The following is a 13,967-nucleotide window of genomic DNA, read 5'->3' as shown; positions in this document are numbered from 1 at the left end:
AAATAAAAAGAAACCTACGGCAGGAAATGTGCTCATCACTGCTTACTTTTCCATCCGTCTTGGAATAGTCTTTGCTAACAATTATAGCATTTTGCCCCCTTAAGATAAAGTACTTTTTAAAAAAGGAACCGACGCAGTCACCTCATCTGCCCGATTCCCTTTTCTTTCCATTTGCAGTCTGATCCTGCTGTATTCAGTTCTGGCTCTCCGTATCACGTGGTGCGATCGTCAGATAATTGTCAGTATCCATATCATTGATCAGATTATCCGATAAAATCCTGTCACCGGAAACTTTTGGTTCTTCCCGCACAAAACTTTCCTCGTCGAGCTGATACCCTGTTCCTTCCGTATAAACTGCACTGATAAATCCGGATTCCTGACCACCGCCATAGATTGGAAAAATAATCGTATGCCAGCCATTTTCCAGCTCATCACTGATCATTACCGGCGTATGGATCTGTAGAAATGTTCCAAGCACCTCAAACTGACCGTTTTCTTCCGGTCTTAAAACAAGTGCCGCATCCCCACGTGTATCTGATGTCGTATCACCGATCGTAACCGCAACGATCTCATCCGTTCCATCTTCATCAAGATCCGTATAATTATAGTAATACCGTGTCTCTTTGCACTCTTCCTCCGGGATCTGATAATATTCCTCTAAAAATGCTGCAAGCTCCGGATATTCCTCATCTTCAGAAAATTCTTCCAGCACATTATAATTCTGTTCATCCTGTTCTGCCGAGAAAAAATGTTCTTCTAACGTCTGTTCTGTCTGCTCCGTCTGATTATTTTCCTGTGCAGTTATATCTGCAGTATTTTTCTCTCCACAGCCCGCTGTGCCTGCTAACACTACCAGGAAAAATACCATTCCTAATGTCCGTTTCATGCTCCCTCCACCTGTCTGTACTGCTCACCGCTTCGGTTTACCATATATATTATATGATTCTGTGCATAATTCCAAGACATTCTTAGCAAGTTTAAGAAATACTTTCGAAATAGTTTTGAATCTCTTCTAGGGACGGCATCACGCGCAGTGCACCTTTTCTTGTTGTGATGATCGATGCCGCTGCGTTTGCAAATGTAAGCATATCTTTTAACTGTTGTTCAGTAAGTTCCATTAATCCATACTGTAATATGTAATGCAGGCAGCATGCACCGAAAGTGTCTCCTGCACCGGTTGTTTCGATCGTGTTTTTCTGTAAAAATGCAGGTACTTCCACAATCATATTTTTATAATAGGCTCTGCTTCCGTCCCGTCCCATAGATAACAGGATCAGCGGGATCTGATATGTCTGCTGCAGCATACGGATACCTTCCGTATAATCCTCTTTTCCGGAAAACCACTGGATCTCATTGTCTGATATTTTTAAAATATCACAAACGGACAGTCCATAAGCAGTCTGCTCTTTTGCTTCCTCCATGTCCTTCCAGAGCGGTTCCCTGATATTCGGATCAAAGGAAATGAGTGCACCATTTTCTTTTGCAACAGCAATCGCATGTTTTGTCGCACTTCTGACCGGCTCATTCGTCATGGACAATGTACCAAAATGAAAGATTTTTCCGGCTGCAATAATATCATCCCGGACTTCCTCTTCCCGAAGCATCATATCTGCGCCCGGATTCCGGTAAAAAGAAAAGTCTCTGTCACCGTCCGGTTTTGTCTCAACAAATGCAAGGGTGGTGCGTACATCTTCATCCGTCAGAAGTCCTTCCACATTAATCCCGGCTGATTCCACGGTGGAACGGAGCTGTCTGCCGAAGATGTCATTTCCGACTTTTCCTAAAAATGCAGTCTGATGCCCTAATCTGTTCAACATGGAAAGCACGTTGCAGGGTGCTCCGCCCGGATTTGCTTCGTAAACCGGGTTGCCCTGACCACTGGTGCCGTTTTCTGTAAAATCAATTAATAATTCGCCGAGGGCGACTACATCATATTGTTTATTCATTGTGTGCTCCTTTCTTCTGCGTATGCCGGGGATGAAGTTCTGGTGGAGGTTGTTGGGACGTTACTCAATTTTCCTGCATTTCTTTTATATACATCTGCCATGCACGGTACTCGTTGTCCATGCGTGGGATTGGCACGCCTGCATGTACAAGCTGTGCTCCTGTGAAGTAATCCGGTTCAACTGCGTTCGGTGTTTCATTGATGTGCTGTCCGTTTGTACCATCTGTCTTTGTTCCGACAACCTCAACCCGGTATTTTGTATCTTCTTTTAGTCCGCGCAGTTTTACATACTCTGTTGCCGGATTGCACTGGGTATCTAAGGTCACAACTGTGACCAGTGCTTCGCTTCCATCCGTTCTGCAGTATTCCCACGCTGCATATTCGCGTTTTTTCCAGACATCCGTCAGCCTGTAATATCTGCCCTGTCTTATCAGCATCTCAAAACGGTGATAATTTTCTATCTGTTTTCTTACCTGCTCTTTTTCTTCTTCCGTCAGCAGGTTTAAATCCAGCTCATAACCAAAACTGCCCGCCATGGCAACTGCTGCCCGTGCTGCAAGTTCTGTTGTTCTTCCGGTCTGATGGTTCGGCACTGCCGATACATGGGAACCGACCGTACAGGACGGATAGGCAAATGAGGTTCCATACTGTATTTTGATACGCTCGATCGCATCCGTATTGTCACTGCACCAGATCTGTGGCGTGTAATATAACATTCCTGCATCAAATCTTCCGCCGCCACCGCTGCAGCCCTCGATCAGAATGTTCGGATAACGTTTATGCAGGCGCTCTAAGAAATCATATACACCGAGTACATAGCGGTGTAAAATCGCTCCCTGATTCTGCTCTCCTGCCGTTTTTGACCAGATATCCGTCAGATGGCGGTTCATATCCATCTTGACATAATCCGCTTTTGTTTCATCGAGCACTTTCGCAATCTGTGCAAAAATGCCATCCACAACTTCTTTTCTGGAATAATCCAGTACTAACTGATAGCGTGCACGCACCGGCTTTCTTCCCGGAATCGTAAATGCCCAGTCCGGATGTTTACGGTAGAGGTCACTGTCCTCATTGATCATTTCCGGCTCGATCCAGATTCCAAATTTCATGCCAAGTGCCCGGATTTTTTCTGCCACTTTGGAAAGAGGCATACCAAGTTTTTTCTCATTGACCGTCCAGTCACCAAGTCCTGCCAGATCATCATCACGCTTCCCAAACCATCCATCATCAAGCACGAGCAGCTCCACTCCAAGCTCTGCCGCCTGTTTTGCGATCCCTATGATCTTTTCCCCGGTAAAATCGAAATAGGTTGCCTCCCAGTTATTGATAAGTACCGGCCTTTTCGTATCACGGTATGCACTGCGGCAGATATGGCTTCGGATCAGACGGTGCAGATTCCAGGAAAGCGCAGAAAAACCATCTGCAGAATAGCTTAACACTGCCTCCGGTGTATCAAATGTCTCTCCCGGCTCTAATCTCCAGGAAAACATTTCATCGGATAAGCCCATCACAAGCCTTGTCTGCTCATACTGGTCTTTTTCTGCCTCTGCTTTGAAATTGCCGCTGTATAAAAGCATACAGCCATAACATTCGCCGGCATCCTCCCCTGTCTGTTTTCCAGCCAGCATCACAAATGGATTCTGCTGGTGGCTCGAAGCGCCACGCCTGCTGCCAAATACCTGATTGCCATGCTCCACGGACGTGCGTTCAAAAATCCGCTCCATCCCGTGTCTGCCATGAAAATGAATGACATCAAATTCTCCATTCATAAAATCAAGCACAGCACTTGCAGATTTTTCAATATGGACGGTCTTATCGCCATGATTGGTAATCTGAACCGCCCTGGTAATAATATCAAGTTCTGCAAATACACCGTAAAGCAGTGTTACCTGCACGCCGCTTACGGCATCCTCTAAATATACCTTTAACGTTTCACTCTCTGTCCCGGTCTCATCATAAACTGCCGGAAGTCCCGGAATCTGGTATTTTCCTTTACATACCTCACAGGATACGAACCGCAGATCAGCACAATAGCTTCCATCTGCATTTTTCAGCACAAATGCCGGGCTGCGGAAATCCCCGGTTCCAAAACACGGATATTCCTGCGGCAGTGCATCCATGGAATATGTCTTATCGCACTCTGCCTCATACGGATTGCCGGAAAACCCCCTGTCATAATAGGTCAGAAGATACCGCATATCACCGTCTAACCGCGGTCCGTAATAAAGATGGAGCAGTTGTCCATAAGCGCCGACAGCCATCTGATACGTCGTATTTTTTGTGTGCAAAGTAATTGTATGCGGTGTGAGCAGTTTCTGCTCCTGATCTATGATGATCGCCATAATTTTCCCCTTTCCGAACAAAATATATCATTAAGAAGTGCCACTTTTTATAATTGGTAAAATTCAATGGTAAAACTTATTTCCGGTAAAACACCTTTGCCTCATATGGTCTTAAATGAATCCCATGCTCTGTTTTTACAACGTCCTTATAATTGCTGATTAAAACATCCTCTTCACCGGTAAAACCGTCCTCTAAGGCAAAGTCCATCTCCTGCTCCCTGAAGTTGCAGACTACAAACAGCTTTTCTTCTCCAAGTGTCCTGGTGTATGCAAACACATCCGGATGTTCGATCACCTTACTCTCGTATACACCATACACAATGATCTCCATCTGATGACGCAGTTCGATCAGCCTTTTGTAATAGGAAAATACTGATTCCGGATCATTGATCTGTGCTGCCGCATTGATCTTTTTATAATTCTCGTTGACCGAAATCCACGGTGTACCTGTCGTAAATCCTGCATTATCGCTGTCATCCCAATGCATTGGGAATCTCGCATTGTCACGACCGATAGCATTGACAAATTTTAACATCGTTTCTTCATCTAAAATACCGCCGCCGACAAAATTGCGGTATGCATTTTTAATCTCAATATCACGGAACTCTGAAAAATCTTTACATTTGCGGTTTGTCATACCGAGTTCCTCACCCTGATAAATATAAGGTGTTCCTTTCATAAAATGCAGGCAGGTTGCAAGCATTTTTGCGGAAATCTCGCGGTATTCTTCACTGTCATTTCCAAATCTTGAGACGGCTCTCGGCTGATCGTGGTTATCCCAGTAAAGGCTGTTCCATGCCACACCTTCAAGTCCATCTTCCCATTTTTCAAATACTTTCTTTAACTCAACAAGATCAAAGCTGCCATCACTCCATTTGCCATACTGTGTCTGTCCGAGGTTGACATGCTCAAATGTAAAAATCATATCCAGCTCGCCCTGATCTGCCCCGGCATAGCGTTTCGCATCCTCCACGCCTGCACCGGCACCCTCGCCGACCGTCATCCAGTCAAACTTGGAGATTACTTTTTCATTCATCTCTTTTAAATATTCATGCACGCGCGGTCCATTATTGACATACGGGGAAGAATCTCCAAACCTTTCATTGCCATGCACGATGCCGTCCGGAAAACGCTGATCTTTTGAAATCATCGTAATGACATCCATGCGGAATCCGTCGATACCGCGTTCGCCCCACCAGGTCATCATGTCAAAAACTTCCTGTCTGAGTTTCGAATTCTCCCAGTTAAGATCCGGCTGTTTTTTGGAAAACATATGAAGATAATACATATCCGTCGTCTGATCGTATTCCCATGCCGAACCGCCAAAACAGGAACCCCAGTTATTCGGCTCTTTTCCATCCTTTGCTTCACGCCAGATATAATAGTCACGGTACGGATTGTCTCTGCTTTTTCTGCTCTCCACAAACCACTGATGCTCATCGGAGCTGTGATTGACTACAAGATCCATGACGATCTTAATGCCAAGTTTATGCGCTTCTGCAAGCATCTCATCAAAATCTTCTAACGTACCAAATTCTGTCATGATATCCCTGTAATCACTGATATCATAGCCGTTGTCATCATTCGGGGACTGATAGACCGGTGATAACCAGATCACATCTATTCCTAATAATTTTAAATAAGACAGCCGGCTTTTGATGCCGCGAAGATCGCCGATACCATCACCATTGCTGTCCATAAAACTGCGCGGATAGATCTGGTAGACTACCGCTTCTTTCCACCATTTTTTTTGCTCCATAGGAATCCTCCATTCTTGCGCCGGATTTGCGCATACACTATTTACCTTCCTGCAATATATCTGGCTCATATACATATTGAATCAAGTCGTCTCCCTTACCACAAGTGATACCGGCAGAGTAGTACGGTTCGGCACAAGTTCCCCGTTACCGGAACGGACGAGCAGTTCTACCGCCATTTTTGCCATCTCTTTGATCGGCTGATGGATCGTCGTGATCGGCGGCGTTGTTAATGATGCAATATTGACATCATCGAAACCCACGATCTTCATCTGCGACGGCACATCAATGTTCAACTTATGACACACCTGAAGAAGCTGTGCTGCGATCAGATCACTGCTGGCAAAAATTCCGTCTGTATCCGGGTTTTCCTTTAGCAGTTTTTCAAGTATCTGATGATATTCCAGATGGTTATACTCAAAAGCTGTGGTATCTGCGATCTGATAAGAAACATTCTGTTTTTCACAGACTGCCCGGAAACCAACTGCACGCTCATCTGCCGGCATGGCTGTCTCGTGGACACCGCTGATATGGATCAGATGCTTACAGCCACAGTCAATCAGATGCTGCGCTGCAAGACGTCCGCCCTGCTCATTATCGCACTCTACCTCTGCCGTTCCATTTTCAAGATAACGTTCTATCGTGATCAATGGCACATTTAATCCGGTAAACTTTTCCACACCGACCGTTCCACTGCAAAGGATCACTCCCGCTACACGGTTGCTGGTGCACATCTCCATGTATTCCCATTCCTTTTCGTTTTTTTCCTGAGAATTAAATAGAAGAATTTTGTGCCCATAATGATAAGCCTGACTCTCTAAATTACTGATCAGTTCCGCAAAATACGGATGTCTGATATGTGGTACGATCACACCAATCGTATTCGTCGTCTGCTTTGAGAGCGAGCGGGCTACCTCGTTCGGACGGTAATTAAGTTTTTTCATTGCCTCATATACTTTTTTTCTTGTCTCTTCGCTGATATATCCGCGATTATTCAGCACACGGGAAACAGTGCTCACCGTAAGTCCCGTTTCCTTCGCCACATCCTTTAAGGTTGCCATACTACTCCTCTTTCTTGCGTGTAAAAATGTATTTTCACACGACTTCTCATTTCTTCGTCAAATCTATCTTTTTATTATGAAACAAATATCTGTATCTTCTCTGCACTGCCCTTTTTCATGCAAAATTCTTCCACAATCCGGGGCAGTTCAAATATACCTATCATTGTATCACAATCCGCAGTCACTTCAAAGATTACGTCATCAAAAAGCAGTGAAAAATCACGGATTCCGGCTTCTGTCTTAAATGTCTCATCACCGGCTTTTAATTCCCCGGTTCCGGCATTGTATACAAATTCAAAATCCCGGTTCACCTGCACATGCAATATATCTTCTGACTCTGCGCGCGTGATCTGAATCTCTGTTGCAGTATCCGGTGTAAACTCCCACTGAAACATATCTTCCTGCTGCATATTTTTATCTGCGCTGTCATACACCAGCTTTTTCCTGTCCTCATATTCCCTGACCGGCTGCTGTTTTAATACTTTTTCACCGTTTTTATAAGTAACCGAAAACTCTCTCGGCAACCCCATCGCCCCGGTATAATTTCTTCCATGATTTGGAAGTCTGAGCCACGGAACAGAGATCACTCTGTCTTTTGTATTGCTGTAAGTCTGCGCCGCGTAAGCCATCTTATTAATATAAGCCATATGGCGCACACCATCCGTCTGAAACTTGAAACCGTCGAACTCACCCCAGAAGTAAAAGCCGTCTGCGCTCCAGAACATCCAGCTTTCATCTTCGTTTTCATCCTTTAAGCACAGCAGATCCGGGCACTCCCAGGCATCTTTTAAAGTCAGCCTGTCTGTCTGCTCCCAGTTTAACAGATCCGTAGAACGGAAAATGCCAAAATCACTTTCCTCTAACCACAGCGTCATGATATAGGCACCGCTTTTTTCATGCCAGAACACCTTCGGATCACGGTTTTCCTTACATACCGCCTCAAGCACACCTTTGTCAATTTTATGGAGTGTCTCTCCTCCGTCGGTGCTATATGCAATGCGCTGGGTAAACTGTTTCCCTGCGCTCCATTTATTATTATTTCCGGCTGCCGTATAGAAAAATACCAGCGCATCTTCCGGCAGACCGAGCATCTTATGATCATTTATAATGCCGCTTCCGGAAAACATCGTTCCTGTCTCATCCGGAAAAAGCACCTCATCTTTCTGCTCCCAATGCAGCAGATCTTTGCTTACGGCATGTCCCCAGCTCATATTTTCCCACTGCACATCAAATGGGTTATGCTGGAAATATAAATGATAATTGCCATCTGCATATACAAGACCATTCGGATCGTTCATCCATCCGGTCTGCGGTGTAAAATGGATCGAAGGGCGGCGGGAAGCCTCACCCTGCGTATTGCAAAAAGATTGCTCCTCTGCTGCAGGTACATCCTCATTTCTGATTCCGTCAAAGAAAGCTTTCCCAAGATCCCCTCTTAGAATTAGTGTTTTATCGGTAAATTGCTTTACCGGAAAACGGGCGTAATAACTGACAGGGTATGTTTCATCCTCTGCCTCTCCCGCCGGGATCTGAAATTCAAACAGCTTTATTTCGCCATCCATCTCCTGACAGAATATTTCAAGCAAACGGTTGTTTTTTTTGCCGCCAAACGGCAGCTCGCCATACGTGGCACAGACCGGAATAAACAGCCACCCTTTTTTGATGTATATTTCCTTTTCCATGTCTTACAACCTCCTACTTATATTTTTCCTTTTTAACCAGCACTTGTAAGCACATAACATCTTTCACTGGTCAGCATGGGAAACTGTATACTTTTCCATCCACCTGTGTGGTCTGGTTTACACATTCTTTCACCCACTCCTCATCGGAAAGATCGACTGCATACTGGGAAGCAAGTGCAACAACATCTGTGGTGTCTAAGATCGCCATGGTCGGTGCTGTTCCTGAGTTATATGCGCTTGTCACTCTCGTATATGGAGATTCACCGGTTCCGCATGCCTGAACCTCAAGTTCGATTCCGGTCTCCTCTTTAAATGCCTCTGCCATATCTTCAAGTGCTGTCTGGATTTCACCTTTACTGTTTAACATCGTGATCTGTGTTCCTGCTAAATCTGCGGTGTCGATATTCCCTGTGCTCTCAGTTCCGGCTGCTGTACTCTCACTGGCATCGCTGCTGTCCGCTGCGTTGCTTCCTGCATTACTGCCTGTATTTGCGCTGCCGGAATTGCTGTTGCTGCCACAGCCTGCTAACATCCCCATTGTCATTGCTGTCCTTACTGTGCCCTTACTTTAACACTGCTTTCTCAGTATGTCAATCGGTTGACATACGATTTGTCAGTTATAATCAAATAATCACGTCTGTTTTTGTACATATTCACAACATATCTTTTGCATTTTAATCATTTATGGTCAGAAATGACTATTAAAGCCTTGTGTTTTATGTTAATCGGTTGACATTTTAAATTTTATCAATTCCGATTCCTGTTTATGGTACTGGAAAAACACACACCTATCATGCAAAGCAAAAAGAGGACTTCACAACTTAGTTGCAAAATCCTCTTTCCGGTGTGCCACACATTTTACTGTATGACGGGTATATTAAATTTATTTGGGAACTACTTACTGATCTTTACCTTCTTTGCACCGCTGAAACTTCCATAAACTTTTGCGCCTGTGGAATCTTTCTTATAAGCACGCACTTTGACATAATAAGTCTTGCCTTTTGCCAATTTTCCAAGTGTTTTTGATGTGCCTGATATTGTTACTTTCTTTACATTCTTTTTGAATTGCTTATCCGTAGAATAAACGATCTGATATCCGGCTGCACCTTCCACTTTCTGGACTGTAACTTTTGCTTTTCTTCCCAAAACAGCTTTCATTTTCTTAATTGCAGATTTCTTTACGGTCACTTTCTGCCATTTCGCATATAAAGTAAGATTCTTTTTGCTGCTCTTTGAGATTGTTTTAATTCTCTTTGTATACTTGCTGTCTGTATACCAGCCCTTAAAGACATATCCCTTTTTGGAAGCAGATTTTAAATTTACCTTTTCATTGTAATAATATTCCGGGTTTTTGCTGCTGTTTTTACCTTTTCCTAACTTATAGGTAATTTTATAACCTACTGTGATCTTACAGGACGCGCTTACTCTGCTTCCATCTTTTGCCGTTGCCGTGATCGTGGTCACACCATTTTTCAATGCTTTTACTTTTCCATGCTTATCAACAGTCGCAGCTTTTTTGTTGGAAGATGTCCACTTAACGTCTTTAATATCTGCATCAGATGGTGAAACAACAGCCTTTAATGTAAGCGTTGCACCTTTTTTCATTCCGGCTTTTGTTTTATTTAACGTGATTTTTTTAACTTTTACTTCTTTCTTCTCTGTTTCCGGTTTCTTTTCTGTATCTTTATCCGGAGCATTTTTAATTTCTCCGAGTTTTACAGTACCAAATACTTCCGGTTTAGACCATCCCATTCCTGTTTCATCGTTCCAGCTTAATGTACCAATTCTTTTGCCACTTGCATCAGCATCATTGATCTGAAATTCAAGTCCGATCTCATCTCCGGCTTTTGGTGTGATATCCGTCCATTTAAATGACGCTTCAACAACATATCCGTCAGAAGTTATTTTTGCCACAGACTTCATATTCTCTTCAAGGCACTTTTTGCCATTAAATGAGTGATCATTTACATAACTGATCCTGTACTGCTTGTCATCGTCTTCATAAGAATTGGATTTTCCATTATTTTCGTCGATAAATACTTCTAAGGAATCCTGCTCCCATGCATCACCGTTGGTATTATTAAGGACAGGATCTTTGATCTCGGCATATACATAAAGATTGTCTTTATCCCAGAGTAACTTCGCATTTGCAGAAACATTGGAGCCGAGATTGATCGTAATCGGAATGGTTCCGGCATTATCCCATGCCGCATCTTTATCCCCGTCTACGGTAACTGTACCATAGGCAGCTTCCTCTACCCCCGGTTTCATTGTTACTTTCGCATAATATTTACTGCTTGTGTCCTGTTTTCCTGTCAAATCATTAAATGCGGCTGTTTTATCCCCATTTGTGACCACAACATCCATTCCGATCACTTTTGCAACGGAAAGTCCTGCTAACGGTACCTTTACGGTTGCCTGATAACCATTTTCTACTTCTGCTGCCTCGCTTCTTTTTACTGTTACGGTCACTGGTGTGATGTCATCTTTTCCGGAATTTGCAGTATCCACATAAACAGTAACTGCATCATTATCATCTTTTACGGCATCCTCTACCGTAACCTGCACGGTAAGACCATCTTTATCCCACATCGGAATAAATGAAGCTGTGATATCATTCTGCATGATACTGTATGTCTTTCCTGTCACTGCATCACCTTTTTTCTCTGCAGCAACTACATCCTGAATTGACGGCTGGAGTCTGGATGCATCTACATACGCCCAGTACGCAGGTTTTGCTTTATAATTTCCATCAAAAAGCAATGGGCATTGCGCAGAGCCGTCTGCACCACCACCAACACCGGACTGTTCATGTAACCATGAATTTGGCTCGATGACACCCCATACGGTCAATCCGGAAACGTTCGAACCATCTGCTTTTAAGCCTTTGATCGCATCGAATAACTGTTTATGGCAATATGCAATTTTGGTATATTCGCTCTCTTTTGTTGCCATACCTGATGTATAAGATGCACTTGATTTAAAATCAAGCTCTGTAAGCTGTACTTTTCCTGCAGCCTTTGCATATTTTTCAGCCACTGTTTTAAACTGCGTGGCAGAAAAACTATCCACACTGTAATGTGCCTGCATGCCAAATGCATCCAGTCTGGTTCCATCGGCAGCCTTTACATCATTGATGAGTTTTACGATACCCTCACATTTTGTATTATCCGTCTCACCAAAATCGTTGTAATAAAGCTCTACATTTTTCGGTGCATACTGGTTTGCATATCTGAATGCATTGATGATAAATTCGTTGCTCTTATATACATGCCACCAGCTTGAATTATTTCCATGACGGATCTCATCGAGACTTTCTGCTGCACTCACGGTATCTGTACGGTAAGAGTTTCCAATGACAGCCTCATTTACAACATCCCAGCCATAAAATAATCCGTCATATTTTCCATTCGCAGCTTCCCCGAAGTAATGTTCAAAAACGCTTGAAATAAACCACTCAAGACGGCGGTTCATGGTCTCTTTGTCCACATAAGGTTTGGTTTTATCATAATTTTCATGGAAAAACCATTCCTGTGTCTGGGAATGCCATACAAGGACATGACCACGGATACGGATTTTGTTATCCGGATTTTCATTATTCCACTCACAGATTTTATTTATTAATTTATCTGCACGTGAAAAGTCCAAGCTGTCACCGGCTTCATTTACGACCGGGACTTCAAGATCCTGTCCTTTAAATTGGATTGTCTTTGTATTGACTTTATCCTCTAACTGATAGTTGAACAATGCATCCGGTTTTAATTCGTTTCCAGGTGTAACCGCATTAAAGTGTTTTTCCACCAGTTCCATCAGCGTATCATCATTGATCTCATCACCGGTCACTGCTGTGCCGGCAACTACATCATTGCCTAAAGCAGCTTTCACACTTTCCTTCCAGTCCGGGATGTCCTTCTCAATAGATGGCTTTTCTCTTTCAATCTTATTCATGGACACACCGGTCACATAGTAAGTCCCTTTTACGCAATCGCCCTGTCCATAGTTGGTTCCCTGTTCTATAATACGGATGACCACCTGATCTGCAGCTTTCGGTATTTTGAAAGTTCCCTCATATTTTGTCCATTCTCCAGCTTTTAATGTCTTTGTACAGTCTCCTGACAAAATACCTGCTGAATAACTTCCAAGATATGTTGCCTCACCACCGGAAACATAGAATGGTGCAAACTCCACATTTCTCTGCTCTTCCGGAGCATCTTTGTAATCATCGGACAATTTTGCCCAGAATGAGAATTTGTATGTTTCCCCTTTTTCAACCGCATCTGTGATATCCTGCGAAAAACAATCCCCAGGGGTGGCAGTTTCCTGATTACGTGTAAGTACACCGTATGTTTTAAGACCGGAATCTGCGATCTCTTCTTCCTCTGCTGCAACTGAAACAACCGATTCTCCGGCTGCACTGTTCCATGACTCCACCGCATCAGACGTTGCAAAATCACCGTTTTTTATAATATTATTCCCCAGTTTTGCATCGCCTGCTCCTGCTTTCAGTTCAAATGTCACACTGACAAGACTTACCGTTGCATTTTCCGGTTTATCTTCCGTTATCATGATTCCGACTGCATCAATAGCGCCATCCCCCGATGGATTTATCGTATATTCCGTCTGTCCGCTTAATCCGTACTGTGTATTAGCTGCTGTTGCATCATCTCCACCGTTGTATACTTTCAAACTGATCGGTACTTTCTGATCCGCCACCTGAAATGTAACAGCATTCACCTGTGACATTTCGATACTCTCCGGCAACGTCCATTTCACCTGATTATACTGTTTTGCAAAAGACAATTTCCACTGTCCATCTGCGAGTTCATAATCCGCGTCTCCCCATGCCACTTTCAGCTGATCTGCAGTAAAAACTTTTTTTACCCCTGAATTTTCGTTTTCATCTGCATAGACAACTGCATTTTCAAGATATGGTGTCAGCACCGGTCCTATCCCGGTAAAAACCATAGCACTGCATAAAGCTACGCATACCCCTGCTTTCCAATTTCGTTTCAAACCCCGTTCTCCTCCTTTTATATATTTTTGACAGTTACAAATTTATGTTAGCATGAGCAAATATTAAAAATAGGGGATTTTTTATAGAAAAAAACCGGACAAATAATAGAATACACTCTCTGCAGACATCCATTATCATGAGTTAAAAAAGTGGAGAATCCTGTAAA

At 43.5% G+C, this 13,967-nt stretch carries 8 protein-coding genes; all 8 read right to left on the bottom strand.

Annotated elements, in window-relative coordinates; translation table 11 throughout:
- Positions 1–193: 193 nt before the first annotated feature.
- The gene (locus DW650_RS09695) at positions 194–886 is read right to left on the bottom strand and encodes a hypothetical protein (protein WP_118209784.1); all 693 of its coding nucleotides are present in this window, start codon (positions 884–886) and stop codon (positions 194–196) included.
- 91 nt (positions 887–977) lie between these two features.
- The gene (locus DW650_RS09690; protein WP_118209783.1) at positions 978–1,946 is read right to left on the bottom strand and encodes a carbohydrate kinase family protein; all 969 of its coding nucleotides are present in this window, start codon (positions 1,944–1,946) and stop codon (positions 978–980) included.
- Positions 1,947–2,010: 64 nt separating this feature from the next.
- Positions 2,011–4,287 (bottom strand): alpha-galactosidase, encoded by a 2,277-nt coding sequence (locus DW650_RS09685; RefSeq protein ID WP_118209782.1) that lies wholly within the window; start codon positions 4,285–4,287, stop codon positions 2,011–2,013.
- 76 nt (positions 4,288–4,363) lie between these two features.
- The gene (locus DW650_RS09680) at positions 4,364–6,046 is read right to left on the bottom strand and encodes a glycoside hydrolase family 13 protein (protein ID WP_199654242.1); all 1,683 of its coding nucleotides are present in this window, start codon (positions 6,044–6,046) and stop codon (positions 4,364–4,366) included.
- Between the two features lie 81 nt (positions 6,047–6,127).
- Positions 6,128–7,105, bottom strand: coding sequence for a LacI family DNA-binding transcriptional regulator (locus tag DW650_RS09675; protein ID WP_118209780.1), 978 nt, complete (start codon positions 7,103–7,105; stop codon positions 6,128–6,130).
- A gap of 74 nt (positions 7,106–7,179) precedes the next feature.
- The gene (locus DW650_RS09670) at positions 7,180–8,787 is read right to left on the bottom strand and encodes a glycoside hydrolase family 32 protein (protein WP_118209779.1); all 1,608 of its coding nucleotides are present in this window, start codon (positions 8,785–8,787) and stop codon (positions 7,180–7,182) included.
- A gap of 70 nt (positions 8,788–8,857) precedes the next feature.
- Positions 8,858–9,325 (bottom strand): extracellular solute-binding protein, encoded by a 468-nt coding sequence (locus DW650_RS09665; RefSeq protein WP_015561142.1) that lies wholly within the window; start codon positions 9,323–9,325, stop codon positions 8,858–8,860.
- 356 nt (positions 9,326–9,681) lie between these two features.
- Positions 9,682–13,800 (bottom strand): endo-1,4-beta-xylanase, encoded by a 4,119-nt coding sequence (locus DW650_RS09660; protein ID WP_243102917.1) that lies wholly within the window; start codon positions 13,798–13,800, stop codon positions 9,682–9,684.
- Positions 13,801–13,967: the final 167 nt, after the last annotated feature.

The organism is Roseburia sp. AM23-20 (assembly GCF_003470905.1).
Classification (GTDB): domain Bacteria; phylum Bacillota; class Clostridia; order Lachnospirales; family Lachnospiraceae; genus Roseburia; species Roseburia rectibacter.
This window is presented reverse-complemented; position numbering and strand designations above follow the sequence as displayed.